Source organism: Pseudomonas sp. UMAB-40, assembly GCF_900095275.1.
In the GTDB taxonomy this organism is placed as follows: domain Bacteria; phylum Pseudomonadota; class Gammaproteobacteria; order Pseudomonadales; family Pseudomonadaceae; genus Aquipseudomonas; species Aquipseudomonas mandelii_B.
This window is the reverse complement of the sequence record NZ_LT607582.1, coordinates 24,565-48,525: the sequence shown is the minus strand read 5'-3', so window position 1 is coordinate 48,525 and position 23,961 is coordinate 24,565. Positions and strand designations below refer to the sequence as shown.

Sequence of the window (23,961 nt, the reverse complement as noted above, 5' to 3'; positions counted from 1 at the left end):
GGCGGCGTGAAACCTTAACTGGTGTCCAGAATTACTTGACCAGTTCAAGCTCGCTCCCACATTGGATCTTCATAAGACACAGATTTTGTATCCAACGAAGAACCCCTGTGGGAGCGAGCTTGCTCGCGATGGGGCCAGTCCAGATACCGACTTACTATCAGGTGTACTTACGCTTATCCGGCGCTGGCGGGAAATACTGGTACAACCAGGTCTCACTCAACGTCCGGTCATTGGTGCGAATGAACAACCGCAGCTCAACCGGCGCCACGCTGTCATTGGTCGGGTACCAATCGAAGGTAATCCGATAGCCCTTGATGTCATCCAGCACCAGCACGTTGAAATCCTTCACCTCGCCGTTCGAGCAGGTCACCACGGGCTCGATCCCCGCACCTTCCGGCAAACGGTCCAGGCCGCCACCGGTGAAGTCCACGGCAAAGCGTCGTGCCCAGACTTCCGGGTAATGCTCGCCCGGTGCCCAGCCTTCGATAAAGCCGCCCATGCCCGAGCGGGTCGCATTGACCCGCGCCAGCGGCGTGCTCACCGGTGGCAGGGCGCTCCAGTAGAGCTTGTAGCCGTAGTTCAGGGAATCACCGGCCGCGACCGGTTTCTTAGGGGTCCAGAACGCAACGATGTTATCGAGGGTTTCGCCGGTTGTAGGAATTTCCAACAGGTCGATAGAGCCTTCGCCCCACGCGGTCGTAGGTTCTACCCACAGGCTCGGGCGCTTGCTGTACCAGTCGACGGTGTCCTGATAATTGGCGAACTCGTGATCGGTCTGCACCAGGCCGAAACCTTTCGGGTCGGTGTCGGCGAAGGCGTTGAACTGCAGGGTCGCCGGGTTGTTCAGCGGGCGGCAGATCCACTCGCCGTTACCGCGCCACATGGCCAGTCGGTCGGAGTCGTGGATTTGCGGGTGAATGGTGTCGCACATGCGGCGCTCGTGCGTGCCGCAGCTGAACATGCTGGTCATCGGTGCGATGCCCAGTTGCTCAATGGCGGTGCGCGCGTTGATGTGAGCGTCAATCTCCATCACCACGCGTTCGGCCTGGCAATCGATGTCAAAGCGATAGGCGCCAGTGGCGCTCGGCGAATCCAGCAGCGCGTAGACCACAAAGCGGGTGCTGTCCTTGCCCGGGGTCTCGAACCAGAACTTGGTGAAGTCCGGGAACTCCTCACGCTTCTTCGCGTAGGTATCGACCGCCAGCCCGCGTGCCGACAGACCGTACTGGCCAGTGGCGTCTACTGCACGGAAATAACTGGCGCCGAGGAAGGACAACACGTCATGCCTGTCCAGTTCCGGCGCCTTGAACAGCTTGAACCCGGAAAACCCCAGGTCGCCGGTAAGCTGCTTGGTGTCGACCGTGGTTTTTTCATAGTTGAACAGGGAAGGGCGGAAATGCACTTCACGGGCCTGGCGGGTCTTGGGATCAACGCTGTACATGCGCACCGGCTGCTTGAACCCCATGCCGACGTGGAAAAACTGCACATCCAGCTGACCGTTCAAGTCTTTCCACAGCGAGTGGTTGCCGTCGTAGCGGATCGCGTTGAAATTCTGCGGCGTCATGGTCGCCAGCGTCGGCGGCAGCACCTGCTTGGTGTCCTGGTAGCGATTGCCGGCGAGTTGCTTGGCCTGAATCTTCAGCGCTTCGAAATCGAACGCCTGGGCAGCGCCATCAGCCGTGCCGTTACCCGCCCAGGCACGGGAGGCCAGCAGGCCAGTGGCCGACAAACCGGTGTAGGCAGCGATGGCCATGGACGCTTTGAGCAAATTCCTGCGATGCATAAGTACAACCTGTCGTGAACAATCCCGCGCCGTTCCTGGCACGTGCTGGATCAAAAATATCGGTTCGGACATGCCTTCGGCCAAACGCAACGGACTTTAAACAGATAACAAATAGCTTAAACCGTTCGGTTGCAGAGAAAAAATGATTGGTAGCACTTTGATGATGCGGCAATGAAACAAGAAATGTCGGTTAAGTTTTCCGACAGCACTTTCTGATTTATAGGGCATTTCTGCTTTTTTTGACTAATTACTCTAAAAACCGCTTTTCAGCGCCGCGAATGTTCCTATTCTGTGTTCATGACCGGCTCTGTCCTTCAGGCTGGCGGCTAATGAAAAGGATAGGGCGATGCGGTTTTTGAAGTTTTCTCGGGCTTATAGAAGGACATCGTCCATGACGAAAGTACAAGGCATCACTGAAATGCTGGGAATATTCCCTTGCCTGGCGACCGGGCGACGAAGGCATCGCCTCAGTTCGGACGAAATGAAGTTGCTGGAGCGGTATCGCGAGCTGTCGGAGAACGACCGGATTGCGATGCGGTATCTGGTGGATGCGATGCGCAGTGTTTCGCGGTTTTGAGCGCTAAGCCAAGGGGCGGACTGTGAAGTCTGCCCCTTTTATTCACCCTACCTTCAACTGCACGTGCCCACGATGGTGAACGGTCGCTGTGCCTGCATCAGGTCAGGCATGTCCCGCCACTTGATCCACGCTTGATGCTGCCAATGCAACAGTGGCACCGAGATGCCTGCCCACTGCAATGAACTCAAGCTTGGAATGTTATCCACAGCCGCTTTCGACTCACGCAGCATTGGAATGACTTCGTTGCTGAGCCACTGACGCAGGTTTCGGTTTTCCGGGATGAAATGATGGACTAGCAGCGCATACATTCCCGATTCGCTGACCATCAGTGATTCGACGGTTTTGCCATCCTTCAGCAACCAGACGTATCGGCGTTGATCGGGATCGAGTTTCAGGGTGAGACGTTGGTCCAGCGGACGGCCCATCAAGCGACCGAGGTCCTGGACGCAGAACCAGGCTTGGTTGTCCTGCATGAACGCGTGAAGGAAGCGGTTGTGGCGGGTGAAGACGGTAGGGATGAAATGAGGATGGGTTTCAGACGGATTTAGCGTGTGCTTAAGCATTTTTTCGACTCCATGTTGAAAAAAGAGCCGCCACTAATCCTTCGACAGATTATGGGTGGCGGACCGTGCGGCGTTCGAAGTCGGGACATTCTCGATCAACATGCAAGCCAAGAGGCCCGCGCCACACGGCCCACCATAAAGCGAAACTGAAAGGCAAAAAATTGCCCCAGTTCATATGGGGGCGCGGATGCGCCATGTTGATGATTTACCGGCTTCGACCCCGGGTCGCTGATTTGGCAGCGACGAGGTCAAGCCTATCGTCCAGGCGCTCGCGGCGCCAAGTCTACTCTGGCGCCGCGTGTTGTAGGAATTGGAGCTTTTACCGGAAGGCTTGATCTGTAGGAATTTCCTGTTTTTGCGTGAAGTGCAGCCCGACTGCGCCGAACGGCTGTTTTTTCCTTTATTTTTTGCGCTTTCAGGAATGAACTGCGGGTTCGCTGCATGCTGATTGAATTTTCTGTTTCCAATTATCGCTCCTTCCGCGACAGGCAAACCCTGTCCATGGCTGCGACGCCGCGCTTGAGTAAAAAACGCAACCTGTTCGCTCCGCCCGTAAATGGAGAAAAACTACCGGACTTGTTGAAGGTGGCTGCGATCTACGGGCCGAATGCGTCCGGTAAATCTTCGCTCATCCGGGCGATGGGGATCATCGGACAGCTGCTCACCGCATTGCCTTCCTCAAATGATGAACCGCTACCGGTCTCGCCATTTCGTTTTGACTCGCAACTTAAAAACGAACCCAGTTCCTTCGAATACAACTTCATTCAACGTGGGCTCCGATATCGTTTTGTTCTACGCCTGACGGCTCAGCGGATTATCGAGGAACAACTGGTTTCATATCCCAAAGGCAAGGAAACGCTGCTGTATCAGCGTCGTTTTGTAGAGGAGGCAGAGCAGTATGTCTTTGGGGCAAGTCTTGAGGGAGGTAAAGAAGTCCACCGTGCATGGCGGCATCTCACGAGCCCAAAAATGTTGTTTATTTCACAGGCGGTGGCGAACAGTAGCGAAGAGCTGACCCAGTTGCGGGCTCCGTTTAGCTGGTTTCAATCAGGTCTGCTGGTTATTGAGCAGAACAACATGATGGGGCTGTCTGCGGCGTCAATCAGATTTCTGAAGATGGCCTCGGATCACACTGGAAACTTGCGAGATTTTCTAAAGGAAGTGGATATCCCGGTGTCAGCTATTCACCTCGACACCGAAGACGCAGAATCTTTTCGCTGTACAAAAAAACTCACACTCAAGGAGTTCTTTGCGGCGGCCCAAAAAGACAAAGTCACCCTGACGCATACGAGCCTTTTAGGAAAAGCCGAATTCGATTTTTCAGAGGAGTCCGGCGGTACAAAAAACCTGATCGGTTTCTGGCTGCCCTGGTTCATGATCAATCACGCCGATGGTAGCGGGATTCTTTCTGTCGATGAATTGGACAGCAGCCTTCATCCCTCAATAGTCGATGGCCTGATTGAGAAACACTTGGAGAGTGGGCTGGGTACTCAACTGATCTTTACCACCCACGACACTCATCTAATGAATGCCAAAGCACTTCGACGCGATCAGTTCTGGATCACCGAACGCGATGCTAACGGTGCGACCTGTCTTTTTTCGGTTCACGATTTTGAAGGCAGGGAAGGAGAAGACGTCGAAAAACGCTACTTTGAAGGTCGTTATCGCGGGTTACCGTTGATAAGGCGAGGTTGATCATGGCGCGTTCAATACGGCTGTTTGATCGGAAGGCACCCCGGTTCAAACCTCAACCCAAAGTGCTGATTCTCTGTGAAGACAGCAAGTCAGGAAAACGATATCTGGAAGAGGCCGCCTTTCATTTTCGTGCCAGCGCTCTAGCAGAAATTGCCCACTGCGGCATCACACACCCAAGTGGCATTGTTGAAACAGCGATCGCCCGTCAGAAAGGCTTCGACAAGGTGTTTTGTGCGTTGGATCGCGATACGCATTTGTGTTTTGAGCGAGCTATAAATCTGGCAAGACCGCATCCGAAAATCAAAGTCATCGCTTCGTATCCTTGCTTTGAGTTTTGGTTGCTTCTGCACTTCGGATTCAATCGAAAACCTTTCCGTGCAGTCGGGAAGCGCTCTCCTGGCGATCTGGTCGCCAAGAGCCTCAGAAAGAAGCCCAACATGGATAAGTACGCCAAAGGCGAAGACGTCAACTATTTCGCCCAACTCCTGGGTGAGCCATTTCAAAGGGCGAGATCTTTAGCGCCAAAGATTATCGAGGATGTCGCCATCAGTGGCGAACCCAACCCGAGCACCGAAATCCATCTGCTGATGGACGAGTTCGAAACCCTCTCCAAACCTCAGCCGATCTAACACCAAGCGTCCAGCCGGCATCGCTGCGGGCTGGACAATGGCTATTACCGACTAACCTTCCACGCATCCCCCGCCGGCGCAGTCCCGTGGTCATACGGCTTGGCCAACCACATGTACAACAACCCCAACCCAATAACGATCGCTGTACTCAACACCATCGCATAGTTGATGTACCACGCCGCATCCGGTGTGCGCGGCCAGGCCATGTTGATGATCGCGCCGACACCGTAAACCAGCGCGCCGATGTTCACCGCCCAACCCCATCCGCCGAGGGTGAATTTGCCGCTCGGTTTCCAGCCTTTCAGGCGTGCGTAAAGTGCGGCGAGGACGATCATCTGGAACGCGAGGTAGATGCCGATGGCCGCGAAGCTGACGATGGTTGCGACGGCATCTTGCAGAAAGAAGCCGAGGATGATGATCAGCGCCGGCAGGACGCCGGACACGAACAGTGCAGCAACCGGCACCTGAGTCGTAGGGGAGATCTTCTTCAGCAGTGAGCTGCCGATGACCATTTCATCCCGGGCGTAGGAGTACAGCAGACGACTCGCCGCCGCCTGCAGGCTGATGACGCAGGAGATGAAGGAAATCATCACCACGCCCATCACCACTTTCGAGCCGACCGGGCCGAAGGCGTTGTTGAGGATGGTGGTGACCGGGTCTTTGTCGGTGCCGCTGATCACGGCTTGCATGTCCGGCACGGCGAGGATCAGCGCCAGGCAGGCGAACATCGCCGCGATGCCGCCGATGTAGATGGTCATGCGCATGGCTACCGGGATCTGTTTGCTTGGGTTCGGGGTTTCTTCGGCCACGTCGCCGCAGGCCTCGAAGCCGTAGTACAGGAACATCCCCGCCAGCGAGGCGGTGAGGAAGGCCGGCAAATACGAGCCGTCAATGCTGATATCGAAGGTGTTGAACAACACGCTGATCGACTGGTGACGCTCGAAGATCAGCAGGTAGACGCCAACGATCACCGCGCCGACCAGCTCGCAAAGGAAGCCGAACATGGCGATCCGCGCCAGCATTTTGGTGCCGCTGAGGTTGACCAGGGTGGCGAACAGCGTCAGGAACAGCGCGATGACGATGTTGGTGTTATTGCTCGGTTCAAAGCCCATCATCGCGGCCAGGTAAGGGCCGGCACCCACTGCAACAGCAGCGATGGTCACGCACAGGGCGATGGAGTAGATCCAGCCGACCATCCACGCCCAGCGCTTGCCCACCAAGCGACGAGCCCACGGGTACACGCCGCCGGAAATCGGGAACTGCGAGACCACTTCACCGAAGATCAGGCACACCAGCAACTGGCCGCAACCGACCAGTAAATAAGCCCAGAACATCGGTGGCCCACCGGCGGCCAGGCACAGGCCGAAGAGGGTATAGACCCCGACGACCGGGGAGAGGTAAGTGAAGCCCAGGGCGAAGTTTTCCCACAGGCTCATGCTGCGGTTGAAGTTCGAGGTGTAACCCAGCTTGCGTAGCTGCTCGGCGTCGCTGTCGGCAACGGATGGGGATAGTTCGGGTGTACTCATGGTGTGTCAGCTCCGGAAAATCGGCAGATTTCGGATGTCCGAAACCGTGGCGGGGCCTTGGAGGCGCTGCCCGGATCGGTGGTTATTGTTTTGGTTGTCTGGCGTTGAACCCTGGTGGTGCGTGGTGCCGGTTTCTACCTTGAAACCGAGGTGATGCCTTCGCGGGCAAGCCTCGCTCCTACAGGTACTGCGGCGAACCTGTAGGAGCGAGGCTTGCCCGCGAAGCTTTTAATGCTTGAACATTACATGCCGCACAACGGTGTAATCCTCCAGCCCATACATGGACATGTCCTTCCCGTAGCCAGACAGTTTCTGACCGCCATGGGGCATTTCGCTGACCAGCATGAAATGCGTATTCACCCAGGTGCAGCCGTATTGCAAGCGGGCAGACAAGCGATGAGCGCGACCGACGTCCGAGGTCCAGACCGACGACGCCAGGCCGTAGTCCGAATCATTGGCCCAACCCAGCACCTGGGCTTCATCGATGAACTTGGTCACCGACACCACAGGCCCGAACACTTCGCGACGGACGATTTCGTCATCCTGCTGGGCATCTGCCAACACCGTCGGTTCGAAGAAGAACCCATTACCTTCCACAGACTTGCCACCGGTGACCAGGCGAATATGCGGTTGCGCCACGGCACGCTCGACAAACCCGGCCACACGGTCCCGGTGCTGCGCTGTGATCAGCGGGCCCAGTTCGGTCGACGGATCATCCTGCAACCCATACTTGATGCTGCTGACCGCCTCGCCAAGTTTCTCGACGAATTTTTCGTAGATGCCTGCCTGCGCATAGATGCGGCAAGCGGCGGTGCAATCCTGCCCGGCGTTGTAGAAACCGAAGGTGCGAATGCCTTCCACGGCGGCGTCAATATCGGCGTCGTCGAAGATGATCACCGGGGCCTTGCCGCCCAGTTCCATGTGCATGCGTTTGACGCTGTCGGCGGTGCTGGAAATGATGTTCGAACCGGTGGCGATCGAGCCGGTCAACGAGACCATGCGCACTTTCGGGTGCGTGACCAATGGGCTGCCAACGGTAGGCCCACGGCCGAAGACGAGGTTGAGCACACCGGCCGGGAAGATTTGCGACGCCAGTTCTGCCAGACGCAACGCGGTCAGCGGGGTTTGTTCTGACGGCTTGAGCACCACGGTATTACCGGCGGCGAGGGCCGGGGCGATTTTCCAGGCGACCATCATCAGTGGGTAGTTCCACGGCGCGATGGAGGCGATCACGCCGACCGGGTCGCGGCGGATCATCGAGGTGTGGCCAGGCAAATATTCGCCGCCCGCCGAACCGCTCATGCAACGGCTGGCGCCGGCGAAGAAACGGAACACGTCGGCAATCGCCGGGATCTCGTCGTTCAGCGCGGCGCTGTAGGGCTTGCCGCAGTTGTCCGATTCCAGTTTGGCCAGCTCTTCGCCGTGGGCTTCGATGACGTCGGCGAGTTTGAGCAGCAGCAGCGAGCGTTCCTTCGGCGTGGTTTGCGACCAGCTTTCGAAGGCGCTGTCGGCGGCACGCACGGCCGCATCGACCTGGGCTTCGCTGGCTTCGTTGATTTCCACCAGCACACGACCGAGGGCCGGGTTGAACACCGGTTGGGCGGGGCCTTCGCCGTCGATCAGTTGGCCATTGATCAAGAGTTTGGTTTGCATGGCATTGTCCTCTTCAAAACTGTTGTTGTTCTTCTGTGGAAACCGGCCCCCTGTGGGAGCGGGCTTGCCCGCGATGAGGCCATCAAATTCGACATTGATGTTGGATGACACACCGCTATCGCGGGCAAGCCCGCTTCCACAGGTTCCGGTTCCCACATTGGGAGATTGTTGTTCGTTATTTCCCGCCGCTACCCGCCACGCTCTCACCCCCCCGGGTCAGGTAATAGGCGCCGAGAATCGGCAGCATGGTCACCATCATCACCAGCATCGCGACGACGTTGGTCACCGGCACGTCCCGTGGGCGGCTGAGCTGGTTAAGCAGCCACAGCGGCAGGGTGCGTTCATGGCCGGCGGTGAAGGTGGTGACGATGATTTCGTCGAACGACAGCGCAAACGCGAGCATGCCGCCGGCCAGCAGCGCCGAGCCAAGGTTCGGTAGCACGATGTAGCGAAAGGTCTGCCAACCGTCGGCGCCGAGGTCCATCGACGCTTCAATCAAACTGTGCGACGTGCGGCGCAATCGGGCGATGACGTTGTTGTAGACGATCACCACACAGAAGGTGGCGTGGCCGACGATGATGGTGAACATCCCCGGTTCGATCCCCAGCGTCTTGAAGGTCGCCAGCAACGCGATCCCGGTGATGATCCCCGGCAACGCAATCGGCAGGATCAGCATCAGCGAGATGCCTTGCTTGCCGAAGAAATCCCGCCGGTACAACGCCGCCGACGCGAGCGTGCCGAGGACCATCGCAATCAGTGTCGCGATGGCGGCAATTTCGGCTGACAGCTTGATCGCTTCCAGTACATCGGGCCGCGAAAACGCCACGCTGAACCAATGCAGGGTGAAGCCCTTGGGTGGAAAGCTGAACGCGGCTTCTTCGGTGTTGAAGGCGTATAGGAAGATGATCAGGATCGGGAAGTGCAAGAACACCAACCCGCCCCAGGCTGCGATTTTTAATCCAACAGAAGCCTGCCCCTGTGATGAAGAGTCAGAGTGCATCGAAGGCCCCCAGTCGTTTGACGATAGTCAGGTAAATGGCGATCAACACAATCGGTACCAATGTGAAGGCCGCGGCCATCGGCATGTTGCCGATGGCCCCCTGCTGCGCATACACCATGCTGCCGACGAAGTAGCCCGGCGGGCCGACCAGTTGCGGCACGATGAAGTCGCCCAGGGTCAGCGAAAAGGTGAAGATCGAACCGGCCGCGATGCCTGGAATCGATAGCGGCAGAATCACCTGCATGAAGGTCTGGCGTGGCTTGGCACCCAGGTCAGCCGACGCTTGCAGCAGCGACGGCGGCAGGCGTTCCAGCGAAGCCTGGATCGGCAGGATCATGAACGGCAGCCAGATGTAGACGAACACCATGAAACGGCCCAGGTGCGAGGTCGATAAAGTGCTGCCGCCTACGCCGGGAATGCCCAGCACGAATTGCAACACCGGCTCCAGCCCCAGGTGTTGAACGAACCACTGCGCGACGCCGCCCTTGGCCAGCAGCAAGGTCCAGGCGTAAGCCTTGACGATGTAACTGGCCCACATCGGCAGCATCACCGCGATGTAGAAAAACGCCTTGGTCTTGCCGGTGGTGTAACGCGCCATGTAATAGGCAATCGGGAACGCGACGATGGCACTGGCGAGCGACACGACGATGGCCATGCTCAGCGTGCGCAGAATGATGTCGAAGTTCGACGGCTGGAACAGCGCTGCAAAGTTCGCCAGGGTCAGGTCCGGGGTGACCGCCATGGTGAAGTCATCGAAGGTGTAGAAGCCTTGCCACAGCAGCACCAGCAGCGAACCGAGATAGATCGCGCCGAACCACAGCAGCGGCGGCACCAGCAGCAGCGACAGGTAGAAGTTCGGTCGGCGATACAGCAGGTTGGAAAACCTGCGCAACGGCGAACCGCCGGCCGGGGTTTGAGGGATAGCCACGCTGGTCATCTCACACCCCGCCGACAACGTTGTCGTGCAGCGGGATCATCGCCTCACGCGCCCAGCGTGCGCTGATGCGTTGCCCGGTCTGATGCTGGGCGCTGACGTCCAGCCATTGCACGTTGGCCTGGCTGATGTTCAAGGTCTGGCCGTTTTCCAGTTTCAGTTCATAGCGTGTGGCGCTGCCCTGGTACTGAATGTCGTGGAGCAAGCCGCTGACTTCAATCTCGTGGCTGGCCAGCGGGCCTTCGGCGAAACGCACGTGTTCCGGGCGAATCGAAAACGGCTGTGGATTGCCACTCAATTGCTTGGCCAGATCGCCGCGAATCACGTTGGAGGTGCCGACGAATTCCGCGACGAACGTGGTGGCCGGTTTCATGTAGAGATTGCGCGGGGTGTCGACTTGCTCGATGCGTCCTTTGTTGAACACCGCCACGCGGTCGGACATCGACAGCGCTTCGGTTTGGTCGTGGGTGACGAAGATGAAGGTGATGCCGAGCTGGCGTTGCAGCTTCTTCAATTCGCTCTGCATCTGTTCGCGCAGCTTCAGATCGAGGGCGCCCAACGGCTCGTCGAGCAGCAGCACGCGAGGGCGATTGACCAGGGCGCGGGCCAGGGCCACACGCTGGCGCTGGCCGCCGGACAATTGCACCGGTTTGCGCTCGCCGTAGCCGCCGAGGGCGACCATGTCGAGGGCTTCTTCGGCGCGTTTCTGCCGTTCGGCTTTACCGACGCCTTTGACTTTCAAGCCATAGGCGACGTTGTCGAGCACGTTCATGTGCGGGAACAGCGCGTAATCCTGAAACACGGTGTTGACGTCACGATCATACGGCGGCAGCCCGGCGGCTTCTTCGCCATGAATTCGGATAGAGCCTGCGCTCGGTTGTTCGAAACCGGCGATCAGGCGCAAACAGGTGGTCTTGCCCGAGCCGGAAGGGCCCAGCATGGAAAAGAACTCGCCGTCCTGGATATCGATGGAAACCCGGTCAACGGCCTTCACTTCGCCGAACTGACGGGAAACGTTGGTGAACTGGACTGCAAGCGTCATGGTGCGGTGCTCCAAAAAGGCGAGGGCCGTCACAGCGGCCCTGCCTGGACTTCTGAAAAATCTGGATCAACTTTCTGGCTGGAAAACTTATTGTGATGAGGGAGCTTGCTCCCGCTGGAGTGCGCAGCACTCCCAAAAGGACTGATGCGGTTTCTCTGATTGACCGCATTGACTGGTTTTGGGGCGGCTTCGCCACCCAGCGGGAGCAAGCTCCCTCGCCACAGGGGACGGTGTGTTATCTGCCGCCCATGATCGCGATGTAGTCCTGGGTCCAGCGGCTGTAAGGCACGAACTTGCCCCCTTCAGCCTGCGGGGTTTTCCAGAAAGCGATTTTCTCGAACTGGTCGAAACCGTTGGTCTTGCAACCTTCGGCACCCAGCAATTCACTGCCGGTACAGGCCGCCGGAACTGCAGGCAGCGAACCAAACCATGCCGCCACATCACCTTGGACTTTCGGTTGCAACGACCAGTCCATCCATTTGTAGGCACAGTTCGGGTGCTTGGCTTCGGCGTGCAACATCGTGGTGTCGGCCCAACCGGTGGCGCCTTCTTTCGGGATGGTCGAGGCGATCGGTTGTTTCTCGTTGATCAGGCCGTTGACCTGATAGGGCCAGGCGCTGGACGCGACCACGCCTTCGTTTTTGAAGTCACTCATTTGCACGGTGGTGTCGTGCCAGTAGCGGTGGATCAGCGGCTGCTGAGCGCGCAACAGATCGAGTACCGCCTTGTACTGGGCTTCGGTGAGTTGGTACGGGTCCTTGATGCCCAGTTCCGGCTTGGTGGTCTTCAGGTACAGCGCCGCGTCGGCGATGTAGATCGGGCCGTCGTAGGCCTGCACGCGGCCCTTGTTTGCCTTGCCGTCCGGCAAGTTCTGCGCATCGAACACCACGCCCCAGCTGGTCGGCGCGGTTTTGAATACGTTGGTGTTGTACATCAGCACGTTCGGGCCCCACTGATACGGGGTGCCGTAGGTCTGTTTGTTAACCACGTACCACGGCGCATCTTTCAGGCGTGGGTCGAGGCTTTTCCAGTTCGCAATCAACGCGGTGTTGATCGGCTGCACACGCTTGCCGACGATCAACCGCAACGAGGCATCGCCCGACGCCGTCACCAGGTCATAACCACCCTTGGCCATCAGGCTGACCATTTCATCGGAAGTTGCCGCAGTCTTCACATTGACCTTGCAGCCGGTTTCTTTCTCGAAACCGGTCACCCAGTCGTAGGCCTTGTCGCTTTCGCCACGTTCGATGTAGCCGGGCCACGCCACGATATCCAGCTGACCTTCGCCAGCACCGACCGCTTTAAGCGGTTCGGCGGCCTGGAGACTGGCGCTGGCCAGCAGCGCCGTGGTGATTGCACTGAGCAGTGCGGTCTTGTGCACGAACATGGGAATTCCCTCTTCTTTAATTATGGTCGGGGCAGTTGTGAACGTGGTGAAGCATGCCGTTAGCGGCTTGTTATTAGCGTAGTCAGAGATGCTGTCCGTGGCGCGCCATGATGTGCCGCACCACGCTGTAGTCCTGAAGCGAATCGCTGGATAAGTCTTTGCCATACCCGGACCGTTTAAGGCCGCCGTGAGGCATTTCGCTGACCAGCATGAAATGGCTGTTGATCCAGGTGCAGCCGTACTGCAAGCGCGCCGCGACCTGCATGGCCTTGTCGAGGTTCTGCGTCCAGACCGAGGAGGCGAGGCCGTACTCCGAATCGTTGGCCCAGTCCACGGCTTGTTCGAGCTGATCGAAGCGGGTAACGGTGACCACCGGCCCGAAGACTTCGCGCTGGACGATCTCATCGCTCTGCTTGCAACCGGCCAGCAGCGTCGGCTGGTAATAGAAGCCGGCACCGGAATGCACCGCCGCTCCGGTCACCCGTTCAATGTGCGGCTGACCCAGGGCGCGTTCGACAAAACTGGCCACGCGGTCGCGTTGGCGGGTGCTGATCAGCGGGCCGATCTCGTTGTCGGCGTCGCGTTTACCGGCAAAGCGCAAGCTGCTGACCGCCGCGCCGAGTTCGGCCACCAGACGGTCGTGAATCCCGGCCTGTGCATAAATCCGGCAAGCCGCGGTGCAATCCTGCCCCGCGTTGTAATAACCGTAAGTGCGCACGCCTTCGACCACGGCCTGGATGTCCGCATCGTTGCAGACGATCACCGGCGCTTTGCCGCCGAGCTCAAGGTGCGTGCGTTTGAGGGTTTTTGCTGCCGCTTGCAGGATTTTCTGCCCGGTGACGATATCCCCGGTCAGCGACACCATGCGCACTTTGGGATGGCTGACCAAGTGACTGCCGACACCTTCACCGCCGCCGCAGACGATGTTGATCACGCCACGTGGAAGGATTTCGGCCAGTGCAGGCGCCAGGGCCAGAATCGACAGCGGCGTGTGTTCGGACGGTTTGAACACCAGCGTGTTGCCGGCGGCGAGGGCCGGGGCGATTTTCCACGCGGCCATCATGATCGGGTAGTTCCACGGCGCAATCGAGGCGACCACGCCAATTGGATCGCGCCGGACCATGCTGGTGTAGCCCGGCAGGTATTCACCGCTGAGCTGGCCGGTCTGGCAGCGCACCGCACCGGCGAAGAAGCGGAACACATCGACCGTCGCGCTCAAGTCGTCCTGACGGGCCAGGTGCAACGGCTTGCCGCAGTTCAGGGATTCCAGACGGGCGAGGAGGTCGGCTTGTTTTTCGATGGCGTTGGCGATGTCCAGCAACAGGTTCGAGCGTTGCTGCGGTGTGGTCCGCGACCAGCCGGCGAACGCTCGGTGGGCGGCAAGGATGGCGGCTTCGACTTGCTCGGTGCTGGCTTCGGCGATGTGGGTCAGTACTTCCCCGGTGGCGGGGTTGAGGATCGGTTCGACAAAACCCTGGCCCGCGACCAATTCGCCATCGATCAACAACGCGGTGAACAACGGGGTCTGCGCGCCAGCCATTTTTCGGGTTCTCTTTTCTTGTATGGCCATGGTGCTCCCAGTGACTGGGGCCCGGCCGTCTTATTGATGGAGCAAGACTAGTGCGCGGGCCCGAGGTCGACAAATTCTAAATACTGAAGGTGGCGTTCGATTAAATAGATGGCTTGCGCCCGCCGTGGGGTTGTTCGCGGGCGACGGTCAAAAACGGGTCCACCAACGCCGGGCGCGCGGTGCCGCGACGCCAGGCCAGGCCGACGTCGAGGGTCTGGCTCAGGTCGGCAATCGGCCGCGCTTCGATGATGTCGCCCTCCAGGGACCAGGGGCGGTAGGTCATGTCGGGCTGGATCGATACGCCCAGACCTGCGGCCACCAGGCTTCGAACGGCTTCCGTCGACGCGGTTTTCAGGGTGATGCGCGGTTGCAGGCCGGCCCCGCACCACATGCGGTGGGCGTTGCGGTCCATTTCGTCGACGTTGAGCTGAATCAGCGGCTCGCGGGCCACATCGGCGAGGTTGATGCTGTCGTGTTCCAGCAACGGATGCTGGGCCGGCAACCACAACCGATGGGGCGAGTGGGTCAGCACTTCAGTCTGCAAGGCATGGCGGTCTTCGAGGTTGGACAGGATCAGCACGCCGACATCGATCTCGCCGCTGACCAGCAAATGCTCGATATAGGGGCGTTCGTCCTCCATTACCCGGATCTCGACATTGGGGTAGGCGCGCTGGAAACGGGTGAGCAAATCCGCGAGGTAGTAACCGGCCACCAGGCTGGTCACGCCAATGATCAACTGGCCGGCGACCTGGTCGGTGCTTTGTTGCAGGCTGCGTTTGGCGTTATCCACGGTCGCCAGAATCAGGTGCGCCTGGCGCAGGAATTGATGGCCCTGATGGGTCAGGCTCATGCCCTTGGCGTGCCGGTTGAACAGGCCGACGCCAATCTCTTCTTCGAGTTGCTGGATCGCCAGGGTCAAGGTCGATTGGGAAATGAACGCGGTTTGCGCGGCGGCAGAGATCGATCCGGTCTCGGCCACGGCGATGAAATGACGAATCTGACGCAAGGTCATCATGGGGAATACCCGGTGGGCAGTTTTTATAGATTCGCTTGAGTGTATATCGCTTTTATCGATGACCCTGTTTTTCCAGGCAACATCCAGAAGCACTCTCGTCCCCGGTCTCCGGGCACTTTCGTTCTAGGCTGGTGGCCTTATGTGTCCGGTTAACCCCTTTCGTGGAGGCGGCAAAATGAATACGCGTGGATTGCTCGATCAACTACTCAAGTCCGGTCAGGACCTGATGCAGAACAAGGCCGGCGGAAATCAAAACAAATCGTCCAGCGGTGGATTGGGCGGATTGCTCGGTGGCGGCGGTGGTTCGGGCGGGCTCGGCGGTTTGCTTTCTGGCGCGGGCGGTGGTGCTTTGGCGGCCGGCGCCATGGGTCTGTTGCTTGGCAGCAAAAAGGCCCGCAATGTCGGCGGCAAAGTCGCCATCTACGGTGGCCTCGCGGCACTCGGTGTTATTGCCTACAAGGCTTACGGCAACTGGCAGGCCCAGCAGGGCACGGCGCCGAAGACCGAGCCGCAAACACTCGACCGTCTGCCCCCGGCGCAAGTCGAGTTGCACAGCCAGGCGATTCTCAAGGCGTTGGTTGCAGCGGCCAAAGCCGATGGCCACGTTGATGACCGTGAGCGCGCATTGATCGAAGGCGAGTTCACCAAGCTCGACAACGATCAGGAATTGCAGCAGTGGCTGCATGCCGAACTCAGCAAGCCGCTCGACCCGACAGAAGTCGCCCGCGCGGCGAGCACGCCGGAAATGGCTGCCGAGATGTACATCGCCAGTGTGATGCTAGTGGATGAGGAGAGCTTCATGGAGAAGTCCTACCTGGATGAACTGGCACGGCAGTTGAAGCTGGAGCCGGGGTTGAAGGCTGAGTTGGAGAAGCAGGTGCGTCAGGCGTCCCTGTAAGGTTGATCGCCTTCGCGGGCAAGTCGAATCGCCGCACCGCGAAGGCGTCTCAAGCCGCACCACCTCCCGAGGCTAATCTACGACTCATTTCTTCCGCCACGCCCCTGCGACCCGCCACCCGATCCACCGCAAAGCCCTGGCCCAGAGGCCTCCTGCCGTTTTCGCGCACAAGGTCGAGAACTGCCAAGCCTTCGTCTTATAAATGAGACACCCTCAGCTATACTTCGCAGCATTTGAACCGCCCCGAGGACTGACTGTGAAGAACTGGACGTTGCGCCAACGCATCTTGGCGAGCTTTGCGGTGATTATCGCCATCATGTTGCTGATGGTCGTCGTCTCGTATTCGCGGCTGTTGAAGATTGAAGCCAGTGAAGCCAGTGTTCGAGACGACGCACTTCCCGGGGTCTATTACAGCTCGACGATTCGTGGCGCTTGGGTCGACAGCTTTCTCCAGATTCAGGAAATGCTGGGCTTGAAGGAAGGGCAGGGCATCAGTGCCGAAGACGCCGCTGACTTCAAAAGCTACGAAGCGCGTGTGCAGGAAGCGATGAGTAACTATCGCGCCACCGTTACTACGGATGAAGACAAGGTCGAATTCGCGACCTTCGAAAAACTTCATGAGGAATACGGCAAACTCCTGGCCGCGGTGCTCGACCTGCATAAGCGAAATCAAGAGGCCGACGCCATCAAGTTGTTCAACGAACAACTGACCCCGGCCTGGACTGCGGGACGCGTAAAGCTCAATGACATCCTCCGCGAAAACAAAGCGGTGGCTGATCAGGACATCGCGAACATCGACGATGCCGTGATTACCGCGAAAGTCATCATGGGCATTTCCCTGCTGGTCGCGATATTGGCTGCCGGCCTCTGCGGTTTGCTGTTGATGCGCGCGATCATGGCGCCGATGAACCGCATTGTGCAGATCCTTGAAATCATGCGTACCGGCGACCTCAGCGGTCGTCTGAACCTGGAACGCAAAGACGAATTCGGTGCCGTGGAAACCGGCTTCAACGACATGATGACCGAGCTCACCGCGCTCGTGTCCCAGGCCCAACGCTCTTCCGTCCAGGTCACCACGTCGGTGACCGAGATCGCCGCCACCTCCAAGCAACAACAAGCCACCGCCACCGAAACCGCCGCCACCACCACCGAAATCGGCGCGACGTCCCGCGAAATCGCGGCCACCTCCCGTGATCTGGTGCGCACCATGACCGAAGTCTCTACCGCCGCCGATCAAGCCTCGGTAGCGGCCGGTTCCGGGCAGCAAGGGCTGGCGCGGATGGAGGAGACCATGCACTCAGTGATGGGCGCGGCCGATCTGGTCAACGCCAAACTGGCGATCCTCAATGAGAAGGCCGGCAACATCAACCAGGTGGTGGTGACCATCGTCAAAGTCGCCGACCAGACCAACCTGTTGTCGCTGAACGCGGCCATCGAAGCCGAAAAGGCTGGCGAATACGGACGCGGATTTGCCGTGGTCGCCACCGAAGTGCGGCGTCTGGCGGACCAGACTGCCGTCGCCACCTACGACATCGAGCAAATGGTCCGTGAAATCCAGTCGGCGGTGTCGGCCGGGGTCATGGGTATGGACAAGTTTTCTGAAGAAGTACGCCGCGGCATGTCCGAGGTGCAGCAGGTCGGCGAGCAGCTGTCGCAGATCATCCACCAGGTTCAGGCGCTGGCGCCGCGGGTGTTGATGGTCAATGAAGGCATGCAGGCGCAGGCCACCGGCGCCGAACAGATCAACCACGCGCTGGTGCAGTTGGGTGATGCCAGCAGCCAGACCGTCGAGTCCTTGCGCCAGGCCAGTTTTGCCATTGACGAGCTGAGCCAGGTGGCCGTAGGGCTGCGGGGCGGCGTCTCGCGATTCAAAGTCTGATGAGCGAGCTCGCGGCCAAACGCAGCGCGGTGATGCCGGTAAAGCACGCGTTGTTTCTGCTGTTTCGCATCGGCAATGAACGTTATGCCTTGCAGGCGCGCGAAGTGGCCGAGGTGCTGCCGCGTCTGCCATTGAAGCCGATTGCCAAGGCGCCGGACTGGGTCGCCGGGGTGTTCGCCTATCGCAGCGCGGTGGTGCCGGTGATCGACCTCAGTGCGCTGACGTTTGGTGAACCGGCGCAAGCCCGCACCAGTACCCGGCTGGTGCTGGTGCACTATTGGCCGGATGAGCAGACGCCTTCACAGTTGCTCGGGCTGATTCTGGAACAGGCCACCGACACCTTGCGCTGCAACCCGGCGGATTTTAAACCCTATGGCCTGGACAACCGCCAGGCGCCCTACCTGGGGCCGGTTCGTGAAGATGCCCAAGGCTTGCTGCAATGGGTGCGGGTGGCCGATCTGCTCGATGAGCAGGTGCGCGCGCTGCTGTTTCCTTCGCCACCGCTGGACCCTGCATCGCTTGAGGTGCGGCCATGAGCAGCGATCAGCGGTTTTTCGATTTCCTCAAGGAGCGCATCGGCCTTGATGTGACGTCGGTGGGACCGGCGATCATCGAGCGTGCGGTGCGCCAGCGCAGCACGGCCTCCGGGGCGCTGACGGCCGATGAGTATTGGCACACGTTGCAAGGTTCGCGGGACGAACAGCAGGCGTTGATTGAAGCGGTGATCGTTCCCGAGACCTGGTTTTTCCGCTACCCGGAGTCCTTCGCGACCCTGGCGAAACTGGCCATCCAGCGTTTGGCCGACATCAACAACATGCGCGCGCTGCGGATTCTCAGCCTGCCGTGCTCCACGGGCGAGGAGCCGTACTCCATCGCCATGGCCTTGCTTGATGCCGGACTCAAGCCGCATCAGTTCAAGGTTGAAGGCATGGACGTCAGCCCGCTGTCGGTGGAAAAAGCCAAGCGCGCGCTGTACGGCAAGAATTCGTTTCGTGGCCAGGACATCGAGTTTCGCGAGCGGCATTTCACGGCCGAAGAAGACGGCTACCGCCTCAACGAGCGAGTGCTTGAACAGGTGCGTTTGCAGGTCGGCAATCTGCTGGATCCGGCGCTGCTGGCCAGCGAGCCACCCTATGATTTTGTGTTCTGCCGCAACCTGCTGATCTATTTCGATCTGCCCACCCAGCAGCAAGTCTTCGAAGTACTCAAACGCCTGACCCATGTCGACGGCGTGCTGTTTATCGGCCCGGCCGAAGGCAGCTTGCTCGGTCGTTTCGGCATGCGCTCGATTGGCATCCCGCAATCTTTTGCCTTCAGCCGTCAGAGCGTGCCCGAGCCTCTGCCAGTCTTTGTTCCGACACCGCTGCCGGTGCGCCAGCCGGTGCGCAGCGTGACGCCGCCGCCCGTGCGCAATCGTCCGTTCGCAACCCTCACACCGCCGGCCGTCACGCCAAAAGCCTCGGACGCTGCCGCCTTGCTGGCCAACATCGCGGCCCTCGCCAACGAAGGCAAAAGTGCCGAAGCCCGCGCCGCCTGCGAAGGTTATTTGCGCAATCACGAACCGGTGGCCCAGGTGTTTTATTGGCTGGGTCTGCTCAGCGATGTCACCGGCCGAGTCCTCGAGGCCCAGGGTTTTTATCGCAAGGCGTTGTACCTCGAACCGCAACACCCCGACGCGTTGATGCACCTGGCCGCCTTGCTGCAATCCCAGGGCGACACGGCGGGAGCGAAAAGATTGCAGGACCGCGCCGCCCGCAGCGAACGCGCCGCCGACAGTGAGCGTAAACGATGAACGCCTCCGACACCTTGAGCCTCACCCATAAAGATGCCCAGGCCATCGACGATTGCTGGAACCGCATTGGCATCCACGGCGACAAGTCCTGCCCGCTGTTGATCGAGCACATTCACTGCCGCAACTGCTCGGTGTATTCCGCCGCGGCGACGCGCTTGCTCGACCGCTACGCCTTGCAACAGGACGATCGCGAGCAGGTCCCGGTGGCGGTCGAAATCGATGTGAAAACCCGCTCGCTGCTGATGTTTCGGCTTGGCGAAGAATGGCTGGGCCTGGCCACTCGCAGCCTGGTCGAAGTGGCGCCGTTGCAAGCGATTCATTCATTGCCGCACCAGCGCTCCCAGGCCCTGCTCGGCGTGGCGAATGTGCGCGGTGCTTTAGTGGCGTGCCTGTCTTTGGTGGAACTGCTAGGTCTCGATGGCACTGCCAGCGTGGCGTCTGGCGCGCGCGTGATGCCGAGGATGCTGATCATTGCCGCCCACGGCGGGCCAGTCGTGGTACCGGTGGACGAAGTGGACGGGATTCACGCCATCGACGAGCGCATCCTCGATGCCGCATCGCAGTCCGGCACCCAGGCCAGCGCCAGATACACCCGGGGCGTGTTGCATTTCAAGGGTCGCAGCCTGCGTTGGCTGGATGAAGAACAGCTGTTGTCCGCCGTGACCCGGAGCCTCACATGACCCCCGAGCAAATGCGCGACGCCTCGTTGCTGGAGCTGTTCAGCCTCGAAGCCGAAGCCCAGACCCAGGTGTTGAGCGCAGGTCTTCTGGCGCTGGAACGCGACCCGACCCAGGCCGATCACCTCGAATCGTGCATGCGCGCGGCTCACTCGCTCAAAGGCGCGGCGCGGATTGTCGGCGTCGATGCCGGCGTCAGCGTCGCCCATGTGATGGAGGATTGCCTGGTCAGCGCGCAGGAAGGGCGCCTGTACCTGCGGCCCGAGCACATTGACGCCTTGCTGCAAGGCACTGATTTGCTGATGCGCATTGCGACGCCGAGTAACAATCCCGGAGCGGCGGATATCGAAGCCTATGTGGCACTGATGGCGCGGTTGCTGGATCCGCTGGCGCTGGCCGCGCCGATCAGCACGCCGATCGCCCCGTTCATGACCGAGTCCGAGCCGGAGCCCGAAGCACTCGCGCCCAAGGTCGAGGAATTGATTCCGGCCGCCGAACCGCCCCCCGCAGAACCGCCGAAAAAGCCCCGGCGCACCACCGAAAACGGCGAACGCGTGTTGCGCGTCACGGCCGAACGCTTGAACAGCCTGCTCGACCTGTCGAGCAAATCCCTGGTCGAAACCCAGCGACTCAAGCCGCACCTGGCCACGATGCAACGCCTCAAACGCATGCAGAACAATGGCCTGCGGGCGCTGGAAAACCTCAACGTCCACCTCAAGGAACATGCTTTGAGCCTCGAAGCCCAGGAAGCCCTGGGCGATGCCCGGCGGTTGCTGGCTGAGGCGCAGCAATTGCTGGTGGAAAAAAACGCCGAACTGGACGAGTTTGCCTGGCAGGCCAGTCAGCGGGCGCAAGTCTTGTACGACACCGCGCTGGCCTGTCGCATGCGGCCGTTTGCCGACGTATTGAGCGGGCAAGTGCGCATGGTCCGCGACCTCGGTCGCAGCCTCGGTAAACAGGTGCGGCTGGAGATTGAGGGCGAGAAAACCCAGGTCGATCGCGACGTCCTGGAAAAGCTCGAAGCGCCGCTGACGCATTTGCTGCGCAACGCTGTCGATCACGGCATCGAATCCCCCGAGCAACGCCTGCTCGCCGGCAAGCCTGAGGAGGGTCTGATTCGTCTACGCGCCTCCCATCAAGCCGGTTTGCTGGTGCTGGAGTTGAGTGACGACGGTCACGGCGTCGATCTGGAAAAGGTCCGCCGCAGCATCATCGCGCGGCAGCTATCCCCCGCTGAAACCGCTGCCCGGTTGAGCGAAGAGGAGTTGCTGACCTTCTTGTTCCTGCCGGGTTTCAGCCTGCGCGACACGGTTACCGAAGTGTCCGGGCGCGGCGTCGGCCTGGACGCGGTTCAGCACATGGTCCGTCAGTTGCGCGGCGCGGTGGTGCTGGAGCAGACGGCAGGCGAGGGCAGCCGCTTTCACCTCGAAGTGCCGCTGACACTGTCGGTGGTGCGCAGTCTGGTGGTGGAAGTCGGTGACGAGGCGTATGCGTTTCCGCTGGCGCACATCGAGCGCATGTGCGATCTGGAGCCGGCGGACATCGTCCAGATCGAAGGGCGTCAGCACTTCTGGCACGAAGGTCGGCATGTCGGGCTGGTCGCCGCCAGTCAGCTGTTGCAGCGCCCGGCGAGCCAAAACAGTCAGCAAACCCTGAAAGTCGTGGTGATCCGCGAGCGCGAGGCGATTTACGGGGTGGCGGTCGAGCGGTTTATCGGCGAGCGGACATTGGTCGTATTGCCGCTGGACGAACGTCTGGGCAAGGTGCAGGACATTTCCGCCGGAGCCTTGCTCGACGACGGCTCGGTGGTGCTGATCGTCGACGTCGAAGACATGCTGCGCTCGGTGGACAAACTGCTCAACACCGGGCGTCTGGAGCGGATTGCCCGTCAGGGCAGCCAGGTCGTGGAAGCGGCCCGCAAACGGATTCTGGTGGTCGACGATTCGTTGACCGTTCGCGAGTTGCAGCGCAAGTTGTTGCTCAATCGCGGCTACGACGTGGCCGTGGCGGTCGACGGTATGGATGGCTGGAACGCCCTGCGTTCGGAGGATTTCGATCTGCTGATTACTGACATTGATATGCCACGCATGGACGGTATCGAACTGGTGTCTTTATTGCGCCAGGACAATCGCCTGCAATCGCTGCCGGTGATGGTGGTGTCCTATAAAGATCGCGAAGAAGACCGCCGTCGTGGACTGGACGCCGGAGCCGACTATTATCTAGCCAAAGCCAGTTTTCATGACGATGCCCTGCTTGATGCAGTGGTTGAGCTCATCGGAGGAGCGCGGGCATGAAAATAGCGATCGTCAATGACATGCCGATGGCGGTGGAGGCCCTGCGCCGTGCCCTGGCATTCGACCCGGCGCATGAAGTGGTCTGGGTTGCCGGCAATGGCGCGGAGGCGGTGCAGCGTTGCGCCGAACATACGCCGGACCTGATCCTGATGGACCTGATCATGCCGGTGATGGACGGCGTCGAGGCCACCCGACGGATTATGGCCGAGACCCCGTGCGCCATTGTCATCGTCACGGTCGACCGGCAGCAGAACGTGCACCGGGTGTTCGAGGCCATGGGCCACGGTGCGCTGGACGTGGTCGACACACCAGCCCTCGGTGCCGGCAATGCCCAGGAGGCCGCCGCGCCGTTGTTGCGCAAGATCATGAACATTGGCTGGCTGATTGGTGACAAGGGCAATCGGGAGCGATCCGCCCCCAGCCCGCTGCGCAGTTCGGCCTCGCGCCAGCGGTTGGTTGCGATTGGCTCGTCGGCCGGCGGGCCGGCGGCGCTGGAAGTCCTGCTGAAAGGGCTGCCACGGGATTTTTCGGCCGCGATCGTGCTGGTGCAGCATGTTGACCAGGTGTTCGCCGCCGGCATGGCCGAGTGGCTCAGCAGCGCCAGCGGCCTGAAAGTGCGTCTGGCTCAGGAAGGCGAGCCTCCTTTGGCAGGCACAGTGTTGCTGGCGGGCACCAACCACCACATACGCCTGTTGAAAAACGGCACGCTGGCCTACACCGCCGAACCGGTCAACGAGATCTATCGGCCCTCAATCGATGTATTTTTCGAGAGCGTGGCCAGTTACTGGAACGGTGATGCCGTGGGGGTTCTGCTCACCGGCATGGGGCGCGACGGCGCGCAGGGGCTTAAACTCATGCGCCAACAGGGCTACCTGACCATCGCTCAGGACCAACAAAGCAGTGCGGTTTACGGAATGCCGAAAGCGGCAGCGGCCATCGACGCCGCCGTGGAAGTTCGCCCACTGGACAAGATAGCGCCACGATTGCTGGAGATTTTCCCAAAATGAAGACTTTTCACAGCAATCCTGGCCCAGGCAGCATTCAGGT

Annotated in this window: 20 protein-coding genes; 10 read left to right on the top strand and 10 right to left on the bottom strand. The window is 60.0% G+C overall.

Annotated features, from left to right (window positions below; all coding sequences use genetic code 11):
• Positions 1 to 157: 157 nt before the first annotated feature.
• Entirely contained in the window at positions 158 to 1,783 is a 1,626-nt protein-coding gene (locus tag K0F88_RS30530) for a glucan biosynthesis protein D (RefSeq protein WP_219097659.1), read from the bottom strand.
• Between the two features lie 391 nt (positions 1,784 to 2,174).
• Here K0F88_RS30530 and K0F88_RS30525 point away from each other — a divergent pair, with 391 nt between their 5' ends.
• A complete protein-coding gene (locus K0F88_RS30525) occupies positions 2,175 to 2,360 on the top strand; it encodes a hypothetical protein (RefSeq protein ID WP_010462962.1) in 186 nt (61 codons plus the stop codon).
• Positions 2,361 to 2,413: 53 nt separating this feature from the next.
• On the opposite strand, the gene K0F88_RS30520 is transcribed toward K0F88_RS30525, so the two are convergent.
• Positions 2,414 to 2,923 carry a Bro-N domain-containing protein gene (locus K0F88_RS30520; protein WP_219097658.1) on the bottom strand — a complete coding sequence of 170 codons (510 nt, stop codon included), beginning with the start codon at positions 2,921 to 2,923 and terminating at the stop codon, positions 2,414 to 2,416.
• Between the two features lie 441 nt (positions 2,924 to 3,364).
• On the opposite strand from K0F88_RS30520, the gene K0F88_RS30515 reads away from it, so the two are divergent.
• Positions 3,365 to 4,618, top strand: a complete 1,254-nt coding sequence (locus K0F88_RS30515; RefSeq protein ID WP_219097657.1) for an ATP/GTP-binding protein — start codon at positions 3,365 to 3,367, stop codon at positions 4,616 to 4,618.
• Between the two features lie 2 nt (positions 4,619 to 4,620).
• Entirely contained in the window at positions 4,621 to 5,247 is a 627-nt protein-coding gene (locus K0F88_RS30510) for an RloB family protein (RefSeq protein ID WP_219097656.1), read from the top strand.
• Positions 5,248 to 5,291: 44 nt separating this feature from the next.
• Here K0F88_RS30510 and K0F88_RS30505 read toward each other — a convergent pair whose 3' ends face one another.
• From K0F88_RS30505 to K0F88_RS30470, 8 genes are all read right to left on the bottom strand, one after another.
• A complete protein-coding gene (locus tag K0F88_RS30505) occupies positions 5,292 to 6,773 on the bottom strand; it encodes an APC family permease (protein ID WP_094468928.1) in 1,482 nt (493 codons plus the stop codon).
• Between the two features lie 228 nt (positions 6,774 to 7,001).
• Entirely contained in the window at positions 7,002 to 8,426 is a 1,425-nt protein-coding gene (locus tag K0F88_RS30500) for a gamma-aminobutyraldehyde dehydrogenase (protein WP_219097655.1), read from the bottom strand.
• A 175-nt stretch (positions 8,427 to 8,601) separates the two neighbouring features.
• A complete protein-coding gene (locus K0F88_RS30495; RefSeq protein WP_094468927.1) occupies positions 8,602 to 9,426 on the bottom strand; it encodes an ABC transporter permease in 825 nt (274 codons plus the stop codon).
• Positions 9,416 to 10,363, bottom strand: a complete 948-nt coding sequence (locus K0F88_RS30490; protein ID WP_094468926.1) for an ABC transporter permease — start codon at positions 10,361 to 10,363, stop codon at positions 9,416 to 9,418. Before K0F88_RS30490 ends, K0F88_RS30495 begins: the two co-directional genes overlap by 11 nt.
• 1 nt (position 10,364) lies before the next feature.
• Positions 10,365 to 11,402: an ABC transporter ATP-binding protein gene (locus K0F88_RS30485; RefSeq protein ID WP_219097654.1), complete on the bottom strand. Its 1,038-nt coding sequence runs from the start codon at positions 11,400 to 11,402 to the stop codon at positions 10,365 to 10,367.
• 235 nt (positions 11,403 to 11,637) lie between these two features.
• Positions 11,638 to 12,789: a putative ABC transporter substrate-binding protein YdcS gene (gene ydcS, locus K0F88_RS30480; protein WP_094468924.1), complete on the bottom strand. Its 1,152-nt coding sequence runs from the start codon at positions 12,787 to 12,789 to the stop codon at positions 11,638 to 11,640.
• Between the two features lie 82 nt (positions 12,790 to 12,871).
• Entirely contained in the window at positions 12,872 to 14,359 is a 1,488-nt protein-coding gene (locus tag K0F88_RS30475; protein ID WP_094468923.1) for a gamma-aminobutyraldehyde dehydrogenase, read from the bottom strand.
• Between the two features lie 100 nt (positions 14,360 to 14,459).
• Positions 14,460 to 15,374, bottom strand: coding sequence for a LysR family transcriptional regulator (locus K0F88_RS30470; RefSeq protein WP_094468922.1), 915 nt, complete (start codon positions 15,372 to 15,374; stop codon positions 14,460 to 14,462).
• Positions 15,375 to 15,549: 175 nt separating this feature from the next.
• On the opposite strand from K0F88_RS30470, the gene K0F88_RS30465 reads away from it, so the two are divergent.
• The 7 genes from K0F88_RS30465 to K0F88_RS30435 all read left to right on the top strand — a co-directional run bounded on the left by K0F88_RS30465 (position 15,550) and on the right by K0F88_RS30435 (position 23,921).
• The gene (locus K0F88_RS30465; protein WP_094468921.1) at positions 15,550 to 16,272 is read left to right on the top strand and encodes a tellurite resistance TerB family protein; all 723 of its coding nucleotides are present in this window, start codon (positions 15,550 to 15,552) and stop codon (positions 16,270 to 16,272) included.
• A 256-nt stretch (positions 16,273 to 16,528) separates the two neighbouring features.
• The gene (locus K0F88_RS30460) at positions 16,529 to 18,151 is read left to right on the top strand and encodes a methyl-accepting chemotaxis protein (protein WP_219097653.1); all 1,623 of its coding nucleotides are present in this window, start codon (positions 16,529 to 16,531) and stop codon (positions 18,149 to 18,151) included.
• Complete coding sequence (locus tag K0F88_RS30455; protein WP_094468919.1) at positions 18,151 to 18,687, top strand: chemotaxis protein CheW; 537 nt, start codon at positions 18,151 to 18,153, stop codon at positions 18,685 to 18,687. The genes K0F88_RS30460 and K0F88_RS30455 overlap by 1 nt, the downstream gene beginning before the upstream one ends.
• Positions 18,684 to 19,943: a CheR family methyltransferase gene (locus K0F88_RS30450; RefSeq protein WP_219097652.1), complete on the top strand. Its 1,260-nt coding sequence runs from the start codon at positions 18,684 to 18,686 to the stop codon at positions 19,941 to 19,943. Before K0F88_RS30455 ends, K0F88_RS30450 begins: the two co-directional genes overlap by 4 nt.
• The gene (locus K0F88_RS30445) at positions 19,940 to 20,623 is read left to right on the top strand and encodes a chemotaxis protein CheW (protein WP_219097651.1); all 684 of its coding nucleotides are present in this window, start codon (positions 19,940 to 19,942) and stop codon (positions 20,621 to 20,623) included. Before K0F88_RS30450 ends, K0F88_RS30445 begins: the two co-directional genes overlap by 4 nt.
• Complete coding sequence (locus K0F88_RS30440) at positions 20,620 to 22,914, top strand: hybrid sensor histidine kinase/response regulator (protein ID WP_219097650.1); 2,295 nt, start codon at positions 20,620 to 20,622, stop codon at positions 22,912 to 22,914. Before K0F88_RS30445 ends, K0F88_RS30440 begins: the two co-directional genes overlap by 4 nt.
• Positions 22,911 to 23,921 carry a chemotaxis response regulator protein-glutamate methylesterase gene (locus K0F88_RS30435; RefSeq protein WP_219097649.1) on the top strand — a complete coding sequence of 337 codons (1,011 nt, stop codon included), beginning with the start codon at positions 22,911 to 22,913 and terminating at the stop codon, positions 23,919 to 23,921. The genes K0F88_RS30440 and K0F88_RS30435 overlap by 4 nt, the downstream gene beginning before the upstream one ends.
• The last annotated feature ends 40 nt before the right edge of the window (positions 23,922 to 23,961 follow it).

Bases quoted from the DNA above. Each gene is read 5' to 3' on its own strand.
- K0F88_RS30530 (WP_219097659.1), bottom strand. From the start codon at position 1,783: ATGCATCGCAGGAATTTGCTCAAAGCGTCCATGGCCATCGCTGCCTAC.
- K0F88_RS30525 (WP_010462962.1), top strand. From the start codon at position 2,175: ATGACGAAAGTACAAGGCATCACTGAAATGCTGGGAATATTCCCTTGC.
- K0F88_RS30520 (WP_219097658.1), bottom strand. From the start codon at position 2,923: ATGCTTAAGCACACGCTAAATCCGTCTGAAACCCATCCTCATTTCATC.
- K0F88_RS30515 (WP_219097657.1), top strand. From the start codon at position 3,365: ATGCTGATTGAATTTTCTGTTTCCAATTATCGCTCCTTCCGCGACAGG.
- K0F88_RS30510 (WP_219097656.1), top strand. From the start codon at position 4,621: ATGGCGCGTTCAATACGGCTGTTTGATCGGAAGGCACCCCGGTTCAAA.
- K0F88_RS30505 (WP_094468928.1), bottom strand. From the start codon at position 6,773: ATGAGTACACCCGAACTATCCCCATCCGTTGCCGACAGCGACGCCGAG.
- K0F88_RS30500 (WP_219097655.1), bottom strand. From the start codon at position 8,426: ATGCAAACCAAACTCTTGATCAATGGCCAACTGATCGACGGCGAAGGC.
- K0F88_RS30495 (WP_094468927.1), bottom strand. From the start codon at position 9,426: ATGCACTCTGACTCTTCATCACAGGGGCAGGCTTCTGTTGGATTAAAA.
- K0F88_RS30490 (WP_094468926.1), bottom strand. From the start codon at position 10,363: ATGACCAGCGTGGCTATCCCTCAAACCCCGGCCGGCGGTTCGCCGTTG.
- K0F88_RS30485 (WP_219097654.1), bottom strand. From the start codon at position 11,402: ATGACGCTTGCAGTCCAGTTCACCAACGTTTCCCGTCAGTTCGGCGAA.
- ydcS (WP_094468924.1), bottom strand. From the start codon at position 12,789: ATGTTCGTGCACAAGACCGCACTGCTCAGTGCAATCACCACGGCGCTG.
- K0F88_RS30475 (WP_094468923.1), bottom strand. From the start codon at position 14,359: ATGGCCATACAAGAAAAGAGAACCCGAAAAATGGCTGGCGCGCAGACC.
- K0F88_RS30470 (WP_094468922.1), bottom strand. From the start codon at position 15,374: ATGATGACCTTGCGTCAGATTCGTCATTTCATCGCCGTGGCCGAGACC.
- K0F88_RS30465 (WP_094468921.1), top strand. From the start codon at position 15,550: ATGAATACGCGTGGATTGCTCGATCAACTACTCAAGTCCGGTCAGGAC.
- K0F88_RS30455 (WP_094468919.1), top strand. From the start codon at position 18,151: ATGAGCGAGCTCGCGGCCAAACGCAGCGCGGTGATGCCGGTAAAGCAC.
- K0F88_RS30450 (WP_219097652.1), top strand. From the start codon at position 18,684: ATGAGCAGCGATCAGCGGTTTTTCGATTTCCTCAAGGAGCGCATCGGC.
- K0F88_RS30445 (WP_219097651.1), top strand. From the start codon at position 19,940: ATGAACGCCTCCGACACCTTGAGCCTCACCCATAAAGATGCCCAGGCC.
- K0F88_RS30440 (WP_219097650.1), top strand. From the start codon at position 20,620: ATGACCCCCGAGCAAATGCGCGACGCCTCGTTGCTGGAGCTGTTCAGC.
- K0F88_RS30435 (WP_219097649.1), top strand. From the start codon at position 22,911: ATGAAAATAGCGATCGTCAATGACATGCCGATGGCGGTGGAGGCCCTG.